Origin of the sequence: Campylobacter showae (genome assembly GCF_900699785.1) — a bacterium.
GTDB classification, from domain to species: Bacteria; Campylobacterota; Campylobacteria; order Campylobacterales; family Campylobacteraceae; genus Campylobacter_A; species Campylobacter_A showae_D.
This window is the reverse complement of sequence record NZ_LR535679.1, coordinates 369,640-385,319: the sequence shown is the minus strand read 5'-3', so window position 1 is coordinate 385,319 and position 15,680 is coordinate 369,640. Positions and strand designations below refer to the sequence as shown.

Genomic DNA, 15,680 nt, shown 5'->3' with positions numbered 1-15,680 from the left:
ATGAAAATCGGCGAAATTTATAAAATTTTAGACGAGATTAGCCCGTTTGAGAGTCAAGAGGAGTGGGATAACAGCGGACTGCTAGTGGGCTCCTTTGAGGCTAGCGCGCAGCGCGTTTATCTTAGCCTTGACGTTGATGATGGGCTTTTAGACGAGGTGCAGCCAAACTCGCTCATCATCACGCATCATCCGCTCATTTTTAAAGGGCTAAAATCCCTAAATTTGGACAAATATCCAAGCATCCTAATCGCAAAGATGATGGCTAAAAATTTAAGCCTGATTGCGATGCACACGAACTATGATCTAAGCCATCTAAATGAGTACGTGGTAAGCGAAATTTTGGGCTTTACGCCAAAGGAACGCGATGGATTTTTGCTTTATGCGGATGTAAATTTGAGCTTTGACGAGCTTTGCGAGAGGGTAAAAGCAAAGCTAAATTTGAGCCATTTAAGGGTTTGCAAAGGGCGAAAATTTGACCCCAATGCGCCGGTAAAGCGCCTTGCCTTTTGCACGGGAAGCGGCGGCGATTTGATTGATATCGTTAAAGCGGATGTGTTTTTAACCGGGGATCTGAAGTATCATCAAGCCATGAGCGCCGCACAAAATAATCTTACTATGCTAGACATCGGACACTTCGAGAGCGAGCGGTATTTTGGGGAGTCGCTTGCAAAATATTTGCAAATTTTGCCGATTCCTACTATAATATCCAACTCAAAAAACCCGTTTTCATACAGTTAAAGGAAAAAGATGAATAAATATTTAGAACAGCTAGTCGAGCTCTCAGCTATCGATAAAGACATCGACGATTTTACTCCGCGCCTTGAGAAGGTTCAAAGCGTTTTAAAAGCGACTAAGGACGAGCAGGCGGCGATTTTGGCACAGATCGAGGAAGCGGCTACGAGCGTGACCGAGCTAAAAAATCAAAAATCTCAAACAAACGCGCACATAGCCGAATTTAGCGCGAAGATAAAAGACGTCGCTAAAAAGAGCGGCGCTGCAAAAACCGAAAAAGAGATAAAAGCTCTTCAACTAGAAGACGAGCTAGCTAAAGAACAGCTAGAGGCCGCAAATGAAGAGATCGAAAGACTAGAAAAAATCATAGATAGCAAAAATGCGCTAAAAAGCGAGCTTGAGACAAAGGCTGCGGAGCTTGGCGAAAATTTGACCAAAATCGAGAGCGAAATCTCGGCTGAGGTAGGCGCCATCGAGCAGCAAAGAAACGAAATATACGCTAAAAAAAATAAGCTAGTCGGCCAGATGAATCAAAAAATCTTGACCTTTTACGAGAAAATCCGTAAATGGGCGCACAACACCGCCGTCGTGCCGGTCAAAAAACAGGCCTGCTACGGCTGCTTTATGCAGATAAACGACAAGACTTATTCTGCCGTCATCAAAGGCGAAGATATCGTGACCTGCCCTCACTGCGGCCGAATTTTATACAAAGAAGCGGCGAACTAGCCTTTAAATTTGATAATAATTTATTACGTTTTAGTCCTCGCGGCGTTTGCCTTGGGGGCTTTACCGCTTGCGATTTTAGCTTTTAAGAAAAAGTACAGAGCCTCGATCCCCGCTAGATTTTTTTTGTTTAAAAATCCCAAATTTGACGCCTCGCGCGTGCATTTTCACGCGTGCAGTTTCGGCGAGGTGCGTTCTATCGCGCCGCTAGTTGGTAGATTTAAAGACGCGGCCGCAGTCTCGGTCGTAACCAAAACAGGATTTGACGAGGCGAAAAAGATCACGCAAAATACGCGCTTTTTGCCGTTTGAGATATTTTTACCGTTTTGGCTAAAGCCCGCTAAAATAACGGTTATTTTTGAGGCCGAGCTTTGGCTAGGGCTTGTTTTTTGGGCTAAATTTAAAGGTTCTCGCGTCATTTTGGTAAACGCTAGGATTTCTGATAGGAGCTACAAAAGCTATCTAAAATTTAGCTTTTTTTACAGGTATTTGTTTAAATTTATAGATAAAATTTACGCTCAAAGCGATCTGGATAAACAGCGCCTGCAGCGGCTCGGCGCTAAAAATATCGTCGTTAGCGGCAATATAAAATCAGCCTTTTTACCAAGCCCGAGTAAAATTTACGCCAAACCAAAAGAGCGCGTGATTGTGCTAGCAAGCACTCATGCGGGCGAAGAGGAGCTGATCTTGCGAGAGTTAAATTTGAGCGCAAACGATAAGCTGATTTTAGTGCCGCGTCATCCTGAGAGATTTTGCGAGGCGGGCGAGATTTTGGTTAAATTTGCCGTAAAAAATGGACTTAGTTTTGCTAAATTTAGCGAAACTAAAAACTTTGACGCACAGTGTATGCTGGTCGATGCGATGGGCGAGCTGGTAAATATTTATAAATTTAGCGACGTCGTAGTGCTAGGCGGTAGCTTCGTGCCAAATGTCGGCGGACACAATCCGATCGAGGCGGCGCAGTTTGAAAACGCGGTGATAAGCGGGGAGTTTGTATTTAACCAAAAGGCCCTATATAGCGCGGTTGACGGCATAAAAATTGCAAAAGCGGGCGAGATAAGTTCGCTTTTAAAGCAAAATTTACCAAAAACAAAAATAGTCGCCAAAGGCGATGCGAGCGAGATTTTAAAAGATATTGAGGAAAATTTATGAAAGAAGAAAAAGCCTATAAACTGCTGGCGATCCAGGAAGGTATCTCAAACAACGAGGCAAAGGAACTGATCGATGCGGGGCTGGTTAGCGCCAAAGGACAGAAGATCGCTGTGGCGCGCGCGATGATGAGCGCGGCGACTAAATTTAACGTGCAAAAGCTGCCGCGCCCAAGCGTGATTTTCGAGGATGAAAACCTGATCGCGGTTGATAAACCGGCATTTTTAACGTCGGAAAAAGTGAGCGAAACTTATAAATTTCCGTTGCTTCACAGGCTTGATAAGGAAACTAGCGGCGTGCTTTTACTCGTGAAAAACGAGGAATTTCAAAAAAAAGCGATCGAGGAGTTTAAAAACTGCCGCGTAAAAAAAGAGTACGTCGCAGCGGTAAAAGGTATCGTGAGCGAGGAATTTAGCGTAAACGAACCAATAATCACGCTAAAAAACAAAGGCGGAGCGTTTTCTAAGATATCGCCAAACGGCAAAGAGGCGTTTTCGCATGTGACGCCGGTTATGGTCGCAGGCAAAAAAAGCCTCGTAAAAGTCGAGATAAAAACCGGCAGAACTCACCAAATCAGAGTGCATCTAAATCACGCGGGATACGGGATCGTCGGCGATGAAAAATACGCTAAAAATAAATCCGCAAGAATGTATCTGCACGCTTATAAAATCGAGCTTTTAGGATATAAATTTAGGTCAAATTTGAGCAGTGATTTTAACAGGCTCGGTTTTGAAATTTCAAGAAATTTTGAGATTTAAAGAGCGATAAAGCTTAAATTTAATAAAATACGCGCTTTAGCTATAAATGTAAATAAAAGGTAGAATGTGTTTGAACAAATCAGCGAGTCGTTTCGTTTAGCCGTTAGTAAAATTCGTTTCGTAGACGATGAAAAAGCGCTAAATAACGCGCTTGACGTGCTTAAAAAAGCATTACTAAAAGCCGATGTTCATCACAAAGTTACCAAAGAATTGCTAGCTCTCATAGAGGCCGACCTAAAGCAAAGCGGGATAGGTCAAAAGCAGTTTTTAGACGCTATCAAGTCAAATTTGACGAAGGTTTTAACCGCGCCGGGCAACCAGGGTTTTGTCTTTGCGCCCGTAGCTCCTACGATCGTGCTGATGGCAGGCTTGCAAGGTAGCGGAAAAACCACTACGACGATAAAGCTAGCTAATTATCTAAAACTTAGAAAGAAAAAAGTTTTGGTCGCGGCGTGCGATTTGCAGCGTTTGGCGGCCGTCGAGCAGCTTCGTCAGCTTTGTGAAGCAAACGAGATAGAGCTTTTTAGCATAGAAAACGAAACCGATCCTCTAAACGTAGCTAAACAAGCGCTAGCTAAAGCAAAAAGCGGTCTTTACGACGTACTTTTGGTCGATACGGCGGGACGTCTAGCGATAGACGAAGCTTTGATGAAGCAGATAAAAGATATCAAATCAGCGCTCCAGCCGCATGAAATTTTTTACGTAGCCGACGCTATGAGCGGACAAGACGGCGTAAAAACCGCAAGCACGTTTAACGATGCGCTAAAAATGAGCGGCGTGGTGCTAAGCAAATTTGACTCGGACAGCAAAGGCGGCGTAGCTATCGGCATAGCCAAGCAGCTAAATATACCGCTTAGATTCGTTGGTATCGGCGAAAAAGTCGGCGATATGGAGAGCTTTATCCCTGAGCGTATCGTGAGCCGCATAATGGGCGAGGGCGATTTGACGACGTTGGTTGAAAAAACTAGCGCCGTGATAGACGAGCAAGAAGCAAAAAGAATAAATAAAAAGATCAAAAAAGGGCAGTTTAACTTTAACGACTTTTTATCGCAAATGGAAAGCGTCAAAAAGCTCGGAAATATGAAAAGCTTAATCGGTATGATACCTGGTCTATCAAGCGTCGCAAATCAGATAAAAGATATCGACCTTGATAACTCGAAGGAAATTTTACATATAAAAGCTATGATAAATTCGATGACGCAAAAAGAGCGTGAAAATCCTGATTTGCTAAACAATAGCCGAAAAAGACGTTTGGCTGCGGGATCTGGACTATCTCAAGTAGAGGTAAATCGCTTTTTGAAGCAGTTTGAAAACGCATCAAAAATAGCAAAGAGGTTTTCTGGTAAAGAAGGTCTGAAAGGGCTTGGAAATTTACTAAACCAAGCTAAAAACACTCGCCCTAATTAAAGGGCTTAAATTTGGCTACGAGCGTGGCCAAATTTAAGCCTATTTAAAAAACAGAAGGAGAAATATAATGGCAACAGTAGTAAGACTAACGAGAATGGGACGCAAGAAAAAACCTTTTTATCGTATAGTCGTAACGGATAGCAGAAAAAGAAGAGACGGCGGCTGGATAGAGTCGATCGGATACTACAACCCTATGGTTGAGCCTGAGGTGGTAAAATTTGACGCTGAGCGTTTGGCTTATTGGAAAGGCGTCGGTGCGAAACTTAGTGACAGGGTTGCAAAAATAACTAGCAAATAATTAAAAAATGGTAGAAAATTTTTTACTTGAATACGCTAAGCTCATCGCTGATTTTCCAGATAAAGTGAAACTTGAGCGAGTTGAGCTTGGCGAAAATTTTGCCGAGTTGATAATCTACGCCGATAAAGTCGATACAGGCAAGCTTATCGGCAAAGACGGCAGGATGATAAACGCGATAAAGACCGTAATCGTGGGCTATAAAGCCAAAGATGCGACATCATACCGCGTTACGGTAAAGCCTCTTGAGTGAGCTTGTAGAAGTCGCATTGCTTGGCAAAACGATAGGATTAAAGGGGTTTGTCAAGCTTCATAATAAAGGCGACTTTCCTAACCAGTTTAAAAAAAATGCTACATTTTTCGACAAAGACGGTAAAGAACTCGTCGTAAAAAACTACAATCATACAAATAATACGATCTCTTTTTACGGTTTTGAAGATATAGATAGCGCAAAAACTCTTACAAATAAAACAATCTACACTACAAAAGAAGAAACTAGAAAAAACTGCAAACTAAAAAAGGGCGAATTTTTCTATTTTGATGTCATCGGTTGCGAAATTTATGAGAATAACCAAAGACTCGGCGAAGTAGAGGATATAGACGAAGTCGGCGCAAATCATCTATTTTTAGTAAAAACCGATGAAAATTTGATTGCCAAAGGGTTGGAAAAAAGTTTTTACATTCCTTATATCGACGTTTATATAGAAAAAGTCGATGTGGAAAATAAAAAAATTTACACCAAAAATGCTATCTTAATTTTAGAAAATTCCTGATGAAATTTACCTTTGTTACGCTTTTTGAAAGCCTTGTGCGACCTTATTTTGAAGATAGTATTTTGGGTCGTGCGGTAAAAGATAAACTTATCTCAATTGATTTTTTAAATCCTCGGGATTTTAGCGCAGATAAGCATAAAAAGGTAGATGACTATATGGTTGGAGGCGGCGCAGGATTACTCATGACATGTCAGCCTCTTGATGATGCTTTAAAATTTTTACTAAAAAATAAGCCAAAATCTCATACTATTTTTCTTGCGCCCGCCGGGAAAAAATTTACCCAAAACGATGCTAGGCGCCTGGCAAAAAAAGAACATATTTGTCTGGTTTGCGGTAGGTATGAGGGCATAGATGAGCGAATGGTAGAAAAATACGCAGATGAAATTTTTTGTATCGGCGACTTTGTGATGACTGGAGGGGAGCTGGCGGGGCTTTGTATTGCCGATGCGATTTCTCGCAATATTGAAGGCGTTTTAGGAAATAATCAAAGTCTTGAAGTTGAAAGTTTTGAAGGTGATTTACTTGAGGCTCCGTCTTTTACAAAACCCAGTGATTACAAAGGTTCTGGTGTAGTTTCAGCGTTTTTAAAGGGAGACCATGCTAAAATCAGAGCTTTGAAAAATAATATGGCGTTCTTAAAAACTAGGTTTTTTCGTCCGGATTTATACCAAAAATTTGAGCCGCCGACTAAGGAAAAAATATGAGAAACAAGTATATCGAGGCGTTTGAACAAACTCAAATAGCCCAAAAGTCTGTGCCTGATTTTCGTGCTGGAGATACTTTACGTATAGCTATCCGCATCAAAGAGGGCGATAAAGCAAGAATTCAAAATTTTGAAGGTATTTGCATAGCAAGACGCGGAAGCGGAACTGGCGAAACATTTATCATCAGAAAAATAGGCGCAAATAGCGTAGGCGTAGAGAGAATTTTCCCTATCTATAGCGAAAGTCTAGAGAGCATAACCGTTCTAAGACAAGGTCGCGTTCGCCGTGCTAAGCTATTTTATCTACGTGATAGACGCGGTAAAGCCGCTCGTATTAAAGAGCTTAAAAAATAGTTTTACTCCTTGCAAAAGTCTAGTTTTAGGCTTTTGCCTTCTTTCTGTATTCTTAAATTTTAAAAACGCTTAATTAAAATCAATCATTTTATCTAAAATTAGAGTTACAATCCTGTTATTATTTTATAATAAAGGTTATAAATGGAAAAAATTGTATGGCAAAATGACGTATTTAACGGCGTTACTGTAGCTAAGCTTTTTGATGGACCGAACAGTAAAGAAATACGCATAAATTTAGAAAAAGGTGCCCAAATGAAGGAACATAAGGCTCCTGGCGCTATCATGGTGCAGGTTTTAAGCGGCAAGATAGATTTTAGCGTTGGAGAAAACAATGTTATCTTGGATGCGCTTGATATGGTTACGCTCGAGCCAAACGTAGTACATGCCTTGGTTGCTTTGGAAAATAGCATCGTAAGACTTAGCTTGAGCAAAAATGACGATGTAAGTAGAGTTTTTGGGGTTTTAAAGCCTTAGTCTTTGTTTTTGTGGCTTTGCTATAAAGCCACCGATAAATATTGGTCTGTAGAATGGTTTTAGTAGCGCCACGTAAGGATCTACGTTAATTTTTTGTACCAAAGCAACAATAAAAAGAGCTTAAGATAGGTAACTATGCTAGAGGCTTTGGCGGGGTTGCCTATTGTGGTAATTTGAATTTTACCGTACTGGCATCGCTTCATAAGGCTTTTAAGCTTTTTTAATATGTGATTTTGCATAGTTTGCCTCTGAGTGGCAGTGGTGAAGTTATTAATCTTCATAAGGTTTAACTTTAAATTTTATAAAATTTAGACTATGGTGCGTAAACCAGAAGCGATTTTATCAAATTTATTAGCGTTGACCTAAAAAACAAAGTAAAAACTAGATATATAAAAATAAGTAGATTTAAATTTAATGCCCGAAAATTTCTTAAATTATAAAAAACTAAATTTTCGTCATACTTCAACAAAAAATACGAATTTAAAAACATATAAAATTTATAGCCGTCAAACTACTCAAAAAAATCAAAATTTAAACCATCAACCTCTTTCAAGAAAAATTAATATAACATTTTAAGTTAAGCTTTATTATAAGTATAAAATAGTAAAACAAAAAGTTAATAATTTAAATTTTAGAGACACTATCTCATACATTTATTACTCGTATTTAAAAAATATATAATATTTAAAAGCAAAAAGTATTGCGTTGTTTAGGCTATTTTAAAGATAAATTAAGTTCACTTGGATATATAAAAATAACAAAATAGTAATAAAAAAATAAATAAAAAATTAAACTTTTAATTTAAATATCAGTTTAATTGCGCTATAGTTTCACTATTCAATTTCATCACAAGGAGTACCATTATGGGAACCAGAAGAGAACACGACTTCATAGGTGAGCTAGAGATAGCTGATGATGTATATTACGGCGTGCAAACATTCAGGGCGCTTGAGAATTTCCACATGAGCGGACGACCGCTTAAAGATTATCCGTATTTCGTAAAGGCATTTGCTCAAATCAAAAAGGCTGCGGCCTTAGCCAACAAAGAAGTTGGAGTTCTAGACGCGCAAAAAGCCGACGCAATCGCAAAAGCGTGCGACGAGCTAATCGCGGGTAAATATTTAGATCAATTCGTAGTAGATATGATCCAAGGCGGTGCCGGAACTAGCACCAATATGAACACAAACGAAGTTATAACGAACGTCGCGCTTGAAAGCCTAGGACACAAAAAAGGCGAGTATCAGTATCTGCATCCAAACGACCATACGAATTTGGGCCAAAGCACCAACGACACTTATCCAAGCTCGATCAAAGTCGCTACATACGCCAAACTAACCGATCTTTTAAAGGCTATGGAGCTACTTAAAAACGAGCTAGAAGTCAAGGCAAAAGACTTTAAAGATATCATCAAAATGGGTAGAACCGAGCTAGAAGACGCCGTTCCTACGACGCTTGGCAACACGTTTAACGCATTTGCAAGCTACATCAAAAGCGATATCGAAAAAATCACCGCCGCAAGAGAGTCTATGGCTGTGCTAAACATGGGTGCGACCGCGATCGGAACGGGCATCAACTGCCATCCTGATTATAAAGCGGCCGTTCATAAAATTTTAAGCCAAATTACAGGCGTAAACTTTAAGCCTGCCGATGATTTCATCGCAGCTACTCAAGACACTGCAGATTTTGTTCACGTTAGCGGCGCGCTAAAAACGGCTGCCGTTCGCCTAAGCAAGATTGCAAACGACTTAAGATTAATGAACTCAGGCCCAAGATGCGGTCTTGGCGAGATAAATTTACCTCAGATGCAGCCTGGTAGCTCTATCATGCCTGGTAAAGTAAACCCGGTCATCGCAGAGGTCGTAGGCGAGGCATGCTACGAGGTAATCGGCAACGACGTAACCATAATGCTTTGCAGCGAGAGAGGCGAATTTGAGCTAAACGCATTTGAGCCTGGTATCGCTTACGCGCTATTTAACTCGATCTTCATCCTTGAAAATGCGATGAAAACCCTAGCCGAAAAAGCTATCAGAAAACTAACCGCAAATCCTGAAGCATGCTTAAAATCAGTACTCGGCTCAGTCGGTATCGTAACTGCGTTTAACCCGTACATCGGCTACGAAAAATCTGCAAGCATCGCTAAAGAAGCGTTGCAAACAGGCAAAGCCGTAGGTGATATCTGCTTGGAGAGAGGATATTTGAAAAAAGAGGAGATAGACAAGATCCTAGAGCCTAAAAATATGCTAAACCCTCACATGGGCAAATAACTGAGCAAAAGTCTTAAAGCGCCGAGGTAAAATTCGGCGCCTTTTAAATTTAGTAAGTGAAAAACAAAATCTAATACAAGGAGTTTTCCTATGGATATAATGCTGATTTTACAGATTATAGTCCTACTCGGAGGTATCTACCTAGGCGTTAGGCTAGGCGGAATGGGCGTAGGTTACGCCGGCGGTCTTGGCGTAGTCGTTTTGGCGATGCTTGGTATGAAAGTGGATATGAAAGATATCCCGATGGACGTTATTTTAATCATCGCGTCCGTTATTTCGGCCATCACTGCGATGCAAGTCGCGGGCGGACTTGATTATTTGGTTCAGGTTGCATCTAAAATTTTGCGCAAGAACCCAAAACAAATCAACTACCTAGCACCTATAGTTACGTATCTACTTACGATACTAGCGGGTACAGGTCACACTGCGTTTTCTATGATCCCTGTTATCGTAGAGGTTGCTAAAACGCAAAACATCAAACCTAGCGCGCCTCTTGCGCTCTCGGTCGTTTCATCTCAAGTAGCGATCACCGCCAGCCCTATATCTGCGGCTTTCGTTGCGATGACGGGCGTTTGCGAGCCTCTTGGCGTTAGCTATCCGATGCTACTTTTCATCTGCATATCTACTACTTTCGTAGCTATGATTATTACGGCCTTCATCGTAAATAAATTTTACGATCTTGACCTCTCAAAAGACCCTATCTATCAAGACAGACTTGCTAGAGGCGCGGTTGCGGAGATAAAAGAGGTAGAGTATCAAGCGCTAAAACCTTATGCAAAAAGATCGGTTGCGATATTTGCCGTCGGCGTTTTAGTCGTCGTTTGCTATGCGCTTGTTATTTCTAAGAGCCTTGGCATCGTGGCAAAACCTATCCTTTCTAGAGATGCTGCGATCATCAGCTTTATGCTTACTATTGGCTTCCTTATCGCTACGCTTTGTAAGGTCGACACTAGCAAATTGCTTTCAACCAGCACTTTCCAAAGCGGTATGAACGCGTGCATATGCGTCATCGGTATCGCATGGCTAGGCACTACTTTTGTAAACGGCCACATCGATAGCATCAAAGAGGTAGCTAAAAATATCGTTACGCAGTATCCGTTCATATTAGCCGTCGCGCTATATTTCCTAAGCTGCTTGCTATACTCTCAAGCTGCAACTACTCGCGTCATGATGCCTGCAGTCGCTGCTGCGCTAGGTATGACTACGCCTGAAAACTCGGGTCAAATTTGGATCCTAGTAGCTTCATTTGCCGCTGTTTCAGGACTATTCGTACTTCCTACGTATCCTACGACTTTGGGCGCTATCGCTATGGACGATACGGGAACGACTAGAGTCGGTAAATTCGTATTTAACCACTCATTCTTCGTGCCTGGCACCATCATGGTTGCTCTTTCGGTTGCGCTAGCATTCCTCATCGCTCCTGTTCTTCTCTAAGAATTTTGAGCCAAATTTAGCCGAGACTTTGCTCTCGGCTTTTTTAAATTTAAGGACTTTTTCATGAAACGAATCGGAATTTTAGGCGGCATGGGACCGCTAGCTACGATAGATCTATACGCTAAGATCGTAGAACTCACAAACGCCGCAAAAGATCAGGACAACATCCCTATCGTCATCGATAACCACCCGCAGATCCCGGACCGCACGGCGTATATCCTGCACGGAGGCGAGGATCCGTTTCCTTTTATGAAAGAGTCTGCAACTAGGCTAAAAAACGCCGGCTGCGAGGCTATCTGCATAGCTTGCAACACGGCTCACTATTTTGCCAAGCGACTAACGGATGAGTGCGGCGTAAATATCCTGCACATCGCTAAAATCGCGACTTCGTCGATAAAGTCGAATTTCCCACACGCTAAAAAGATCGCCGTCATCGCCACTACCGGCACGACCGCGGCTAAAATTTACGAAAACGAGCTGATCGCCGCAGGCCTAGAGTGCGTAAAAATCCCGGAAAATTTGATGACAAACATCATGGACTGCATCTACAAGGGCGCAAAGGCAAACAAACTAAAGGAGTACGTGGGTCTCTTTAACGATACGATCGCAGCCATCGAGGCTGATGCGTATATCGCGGCTTGCACGGAGATACCGCTATTTTTGCCGTACGCGATGAAAAAAGATAAATTCGTAGACGCTACCCTCGAGCTTGCTAAAGCAGCCGTTAAATTTGGCCTAGAAAAATAATCAAATTTGCGTCTAATCGGCGCAAATTTACCCCCTCTTAAAACAAATTTTTATAAAATCCAAGCTAAATTTAAAGGATAAAACGATGAAATTTGGCGAATTTAAAAATGCAAAAACTTTGAGCCTGGCAAGCCTGCTCTGCGAGCAAAATCCGCAGCTAGCGGAGCAGATAAAGCAAAATGAATTTTTATATATTTCTTGCTTTGAGGATAAAATTTTAGGCACTGAAAATCTCGTTCGCTGCGAGATCGGATCGGCTAGCTACGTGCTGGCTTTGCTTTGTAAATACTCGCTTGACGCGGCTAAATTTGACGAGCAAACGCGCGAATATTTTGAAGGGCTTGACGAAGGATACCTAAGCGGCGAGTGCAACGTCGGCGAGGAGGAGTTCGAGCAGATCGCGGAGTTTTTGAGTGGGTGCGAAAATATCGTGATCGACAGCTCATTTTTGGCGCATGCGGACGCGAAAAATATATTCGAGTTTTTGCAAATGCTCGGCAAAAACGTCGTTTTAGCTGACGGCGCGCAGGGCGAGTTTAAAGCGGACGGCAAGCTAACGCCGCTAAAAGAGCCCGAGAACTTTGACGGTAGCGTCGTGTTTTTTATGGAGGAAGCGGACGGGTCAAATTTGAGCGGCGAGGTAAAGGAGCTAATCGGCTCGGCGTCGTTTGCCGCGGCCGCAAAGGTAAAAGACGGCGATATGGTGAGCGTGCAGGCTAAGGGCGTAGAGGCAAAGGCCAAATTTAAGCTAGAACCGCAGATGAAGGGTACGGTCGCGCTTTGCAGGGCTAAATTTAGCGGATACGCGTTTAAGCTCGTTAAGATCTCAAAAGAGGCGTAGCGGCAATCGGTCAAATTTGACACATAGATTTATCTGCCGAGGCGGCCAAATTTTATAAATTTAATCCCATAAGCCGGGCTTGTTACGTCAAATTTGACGGAGCGGGCGGAGCTTTTTGGCGTGAGGCGAGTAAATTTACCCGCAACCTCGCTACTTCAAAACCCAAATTTCTCCTCTATGCCAAAGTTAAATTTAGGCTAAATAAAATTTTATCCAAATGCGCGAAATTTAGTAAAAAAATCGCTTCAAAAGCGCGTTATATTCGCTTTTATAGCGCTTTTTAAACGAAAAAGGGTATAATGGCCGCATGAGAAAATATTTTTTACTTTTTTTACCGATTTTGGCGTTTTCTTTTAGCCTGAGCGTAAATTCGGGCGCAGAGGACGGCAGGCCCTACACCGTGATAAACATCAGCGACGAGAAGGAATTCGTCTGCAAAGAGGAAATCCTCGCCTACGACCGTAAGCTTTATTTTTGCGACGTCGCTAGTGGTGCGCTGCCGAAGGTCGAGGATAAAATTTTGGCTCTTGCGGAGGTGAGATTTCGCGAGGAAAAGGGCGGTATGCGTATCTACGTCGTACCGCGCGCGAGCTCGCGTTTGATCTCGTCTAGCGAGCCTCTTTACGGCGCGTCCGCAGTGCCGTTTAGTAAAAACGGCGGCGCAGCCAAACGCCACGCTATCGTGATAGATCAAAATTTAAGCGAATTTAAAAAACAAACAAACGCGGGGATAAATTTCGCCCCGATATTTGAACAGATGACTGCGCCTAGCGTCGGACCGCTCGATTTAAACAAGGCCCCGATAGAAAGCGGCGATAGCAACGACATAAACATGTACCTGGATGTGAAAAAAAGCTACGACGCCAAACGCTACGACGACACGATAGCCACGATCCAGACGGCGCTAAGGCGTTATCCAAATAGCATCTTTGCCAGCGAGTTTTTGCTCTATAGACTACGCGCTTTGGATAAAATTTTAGACTCGCAAAATAGCTTCGAAGGTCTTGGCGCGGCGGATGTAGCAAGTGAGGGGCGCGCGTGGATGAGGCGGTTCGTGTCGGACGAAAACTACCCAGAGGTGCTCTATCTCGTGACCAAAGCCTACCTCAGACAGGAGCTAGTTAGCGACGCGAACTATACGCTAGATATCCTTATGAACGAGCATCCAAACTCAAATTTTACCAAGCTAGCCGTACTTGAGTTTGCTGACAGACTCTATGTCACGGGCAGGCAGGACGAGGCCGTGAGGATGTACGAGGACGTGCTGTACTCGGCGCAGACGCTAGACGTCGCTAGCCGCGCGGCCCTGAGTCTCGTGCAGGGCAGTATCGACAAGGCGAAATTCGACCGCGCCAAGGACTTTATGCTCAAAATTTTAAACAGAAATCAAGAGTACCTGCTAAACGACGCGTCTAAGCTAACGACGCTGGCCGGGATATTTAACGAAAAAAATATGGACGATATCGCTGCGAGGATATATGAAATCCTGCTCGCCCGCTTAAATAAAAACGACGACGAGTACGAAACCGTGCTAAAAAATCTAGGCATCGCGCTAACAGGCACGCCGGACACGCAAAAGGCCTACGAATACCTAAAAAGATACCAAAGCGAGTTTGCGGACGGACAGTATGCCGCCATCGTGCAAAATGCGCTAGATAAGCTATTTTTCGCTAGAAACGACGAGAGTAATGCGACCAAGCTACACGATCACTACGACGCGCTCATCGACAAGTACGGCAAAACGGATGTCGGTGCTAAGGCGCTAAAAGAGCAGGTCGCGCTCTATCTAAAAGAGCGTAAATTTGACTCCGTCCTGCGCTATACCCAGGCTGTGCGCGATCTAAACGATACGGACGCTAGCGCCGTCTTGGATCAGGCGGCGCTAAATTTAGCGAGTGAAGCCATCCGTCAAAACGACTGCGTTACGGCTGTAAATTTGACCGAAAACTACGGCGTAAGCGAGAAAATCGGGGCTAAATTTAAGCTCTTTGACTGCTATATGCGCCTCTCTCGTTTTGCCGCCGCGCACGAGCTCGCCTCGCAAAATATCTCGACGCCCGATATGCTCGACCGCGTGGAGTGGCTCATCAAACTAGCCTCCGTGTTGATAAAGACGGAGAAGTATAACGACGCCTTGCGCGTGGCCGACGAGGCTCTGGCTATCGCGTCTAGGCAGGAGTATGCCGACGTCTCGCCCGTGCTTTTTTATAGATTTGAGGCGCTGATGGGGCTAGGCAGGCTCACCGACGCCGCCGCGACGATAACGGCCGTCGAGACACTACGCAAAAACGACTTTAAGGTCATCGAACTCTACGACCGCATGGCCGAGGCGACATACGGCGCGAACGACTTTTTAAACGCGTCGGTTTACGCCAAAAAGGCGATCGACCTACAAAAACGCCTGCATATCGCCACCTTTAGCCCGAAAATCGACTTTGAATACATCGGCTCGCTAAGTAAGCTAGATAGGCTGGACGAGGCGTTGCAGGCCGCGCAGGAGCTCGTAGATACGCGCCTAGATCCCGAAAACAGACTACGCGCGCTAGCTCAGATCTCGGAAATCTACATCAAGCTAAAACGCGAAAGCGAAGCAAAGCCGTATCTGCAAGAGTGCGTCGGCTCAAATCCGCAAAGCTCGTGGAAGGCTATCTGCGCCGAGCAGATAAAGCTCGTGGAGTAACTTATTCTCTTACTTTTGAAACCCGCTCAAATTTAGCCGGGAAGCTCGGGTTAAATTTGGGTTTGATCGCCGTACTTTTGGCTTTGTGCCGGGCCTAGGCTAGTGCAGGATGCGGCGCTATCTTTTTATCTGCAGATATTTTACGGCAAACGGGTTAAATTTAAAGCTGTTTGACGTTAAATTTACTTTTTGTCTGATTAAATTTGCCAAGCGGCGGTAAAACGTAGTATTTAAATTTTAAAACGTTGCTGTTTTTGTTTCTTAAGTTTTATCCTGGAGATGTAAAAATAACCGTTAAATTTAACGCGACTAAACCATAAAGCGAGCTCAAATTTGCCTTACATCC

Annotated in this window: 16 protein-coding genes; all 16 read left to right on the top strand. The window is 43.3% G+C overall.

Features of this window, described 5'->3' with window-relative positions:
* Positions 1-738 carry a Nif3-like dinuclear metal center hexameric protein gene (locus E4V70_RS01820; RefSeq protein WP_122862143.1) on the top strand — a complete coding sequence of 246 codons (738 nt, stop codon included), beginning with the start codon at positions 1-3 and terminating at the stop codon, positions 736-738.
* Positions 739-747: 9 nt separating this feature from the next.
* Positions 748-1,458: a zinc ribbon domain-containing protein gene (locus E4V70_RS01815; protein WP_122862144.1), complete on the top strand. Its 711-nt coding sequence runs from the start codon at positions 748-750 to the stop codon at positions 1,456-1,458.
* A gap of 9 nt (positions 1,459-1,467) precedes the next feature.
* Complete coding sequence (gene waaA, locus E4V70_RS01810; RefSeq protein WP_122862145.1) at positions 1,468-2,607, top strand: lipid IV(A) 3-deoxy-D-manno-octulosonic acid transferase; 1,140 nt, start codon at positions 1,468-1,470, stop codon at positions 2,605-2,607.
* Positions 2,604-3,362, top strand: a complete 759-nt coding sequence (locus E4V70_RS01805) for an RluA family pseudouridine synthase (protein WP_122862146.1) — start codon at positions 2,604-2,606, stop codon at positions 3,360-3,362. Before waaA ends, E4V70_RS01805 begins: the two co-directional genes overlap by 4 nt.
* A gap of 66 nt (positions 3,363-3,428) precedes the next feature.
* On the top strand, positions 3,429-4,769 hold the full coding sequence (gene ffh / locus E4V70_RS01800) for a signal recognition particle protein (RefSeq protein WP_122862147.1): 1,341 nt from the start codon (positions 3,429-3,431) through the stop codon (positions 4,767-4,769).
* 67 nt (positions 4,770-4,836) lie between these two features.
* Positions 4,837-5,067 carry a 30S ribosomal protein S16 gene (gene rpsP, locus E4V70_RS01795; protein ID WP_002951203.1) on the top strand — a complete coding sequence of 77 codons (231 nt, stop codon included), beginning with the start codon at positions 4,837-4,839 and terminating at the stop codon, positions 5,065-5,067.
* A 7-nt stretch (positions 5,068-5,074) separates the two neighbouring features.
* On the top strand, positions 5,075-5,317 hold the full coding sequence (locus E4V70_RS01790) for a KH domain-containing protein (protein ID WP_002946320.1): 243 nt from the start codon (positions 5,075-5,077) through the stop codon (positions 5,315-5,317).
* The gene (gene rimM / locus E4V70_RS01785) at positions 5,310-5,837 is read left to right on the top strand and encodes a ribosome maturation factor RimM (RefSeq protein ID WP_122862148.1); all 528 of its coding nucleotides are present in this window, start codon (positions 5,310-5,312) and stop codon (positions 5,835-5,837) included. The genes E4V70_RS01790 and rimM overlap by 8 nt, the downstream gene beginning before the upstream one ends.
* Complete coding sequence (gene trmD, locus E4V70_RS01780) at positions 5,837-6,541, top strand: tRNA (guanosine(37)-N1)-methyltransferase TrmD (protein ID WP_122862149.1); 705 nt, start codon at positions 5,837-5,839, stop codon at positions 6,539-6,541. Before rimM ends, trmD begins: the two co-directional genes overlap by 1 nt.
* Positions 6,538-6,894, top strand: coding sequence for a 50S ribosomal protein L19 (rplS, locus tag E4V70_RS01775; protein WP_122862150.1), 357 nt, complete (start codon positions 6,538-6,540; stop codon positions 6,892-6,894). The genes trmD and rplS overlap by 4 nt, the downstream gene beginning before the upstream one ends.
* Positions 6,895-7,035: 141 nt before the next feature.
* Positions 7,036-7,368, top strand: a complete 333-nt coding sequence (locus tag E4V70_RS01770; RefSeq protein ID WP_122862151.1) for a cupin domain-containing protein — start codon at positions 7,036-7,038, stop codon at positions 7,366-7,368.
* A gap of 863 nt (positions 7,369-8,231) precedes the next feature.
* Entirely contained in the window at positions 8,232-9,632 is a 1,401-nt protein-coding gene (locus E4V70_RS01765) for an aspartate ammonia-lyase (protein WP_122862152.1), read from the top strand.
* 90 nt (positions 9,633-9,722) lie between these two features.
* Positions 9,723-11,066, top strand: coding sequence for an anaerobic C4-dicarboxylate transporter (locus E4V70_RS01760; protein WP_122862153.1), 1,344 nt, complete (start codon positions 9,723-9,725; stop codon positions 11,064-11,066).
* A gap of 63 nt (positions 11,067-11,129) precedes the next feature.
* Positions 11,130-11,813: a cysteate racemase gene (gene cuyB / locus E4V70_RS01755; RefSeq protein ID WP_122862154.1), complete on the top strand. Its 684-nt coding sequence runs from the start codon at positions 11,130-11,132 to the stop codon at positions 11,811-11,813.
* A gap of 85 nt (positions 11,814-11,898) precedes the next feature.
* Complete coding sequence (locus E4V70_RS01750) at positions 11,899-12,654, top strand: hypothetical protein (protein WP_122862155.1); 756 nt, start codon at positions 11,899-11,901, stop codon at positions 12,652-12,654.
* Positions 12,655-12,961: 307 nt separating this feature from the next.
* Positions 12,962-15,334 (top strand): tetratricopeptide repeat protein, encoded by a 2,373-nt coding sequence (locus E4V70_RS01745; protein ID WP_122862156.1) that lies wholly within the window; start codon positions 12,962-12,964, stop codon positions 15,332-15,334.
* Positions 15,335-15,680: the final 346 nt, after the last annotated feature.

What these genes read in the sequence shown, in the direction of transcription:
- E4V70_RS01820 (WP_122862143.1), top strand. Translation starts at nt 1, where the DNA reads ATGAAAATCGGCGAAATTTATAAAATTTTAGACGAGATTAGCCCGTTT.
- E4V70_RS01815 (WP_122862144.1), top strand. Translation starts at nt 748, where the DNA reads ATGAATAAATATTTAGAACAGCTAGTCGAGCTCTCAGCTATCGATAAA.
- E4V70_RS01805 (WP_122862146.1), top strand. Translation starts at nt 2,604, where the DNA reads ATGAAAGAAGAAAAAGCCTATAAACTGCTGGCGATCCAGGAAGGTATC.
- rpsP (WP_002951203.1), top strand. Translation starts at nt 4,837, where the DNA reads ATGGCAACAGTAGTAAGACTAACGAGAATGGGACGCAAGAAAAAACCT.
- E4V70_RS01790 (WP_002946320.1), top strand. Translation starts at nt 5,075, where the DNA reads ATGGTAGAAAATTTTTTACTTGAATACGCTAAGCTCATCGCTGATTTT.
- trmD (WP_122862149.1), top strand. Translation starts at nt 5,837, where the DNA reads ATGAAATTTACCTTTGTTACGCTTTTTGAAAGCCTTGTGCGACCTTAT.
- rplS (WP_122862150.1), top strand. Translation starts at nt 6,538, where the DNA reads ATGAGAAACAAGTATATCGAGGCGTTTGAACAAACTCAAATAGCCCAA.
- E4V70_RS01770 (WP_122862151.1), top strand. Translation starts at nt 7,036, where the DNA reads ATGGAAAAAATTGTATGGCAAAATGACGTATTTAACGGCGTTACTGTA.
- E4V70_RS01765 (WP_122862152.1), top strand. Translation starts at nt 8,232, where the DNA reads ATGGGAACCAGAAGAGAACACGACTTCATAGGTGAGCTAGAGATAGCT.
- E4V70_RS01760 (WP_122862153.1), top strand. Translation starts at nt 9,723, where the DNA reads ATGGATATAATGCTGATTTTACAGATTATAGTCCTACTCGGAGGTATC.
- cuyB (WP_122862154.1), top strand. Translation starts at nt 11,130, where the DNA reads ATGAAACGAATCGGAATTTTAGGCGGCATGGGACCGCTAGCTACGATA.
- E4V70_RS01750 (WP_122862155.1), top strand. Translation starts at nt 11,899, where the DNA reads ATGAAATTTGGCGAATTTAAAAATGCAAAAACTTTGAGCCTGGCAAGC.
- E4V70_RS01745 (WP_122862156.1), top strand. Translation starts at nt 12,962, where the DNA reads ATGAGAAAATATTTTTTACTTTTTTTACCGATTTTGGCGTTTTCTTTT.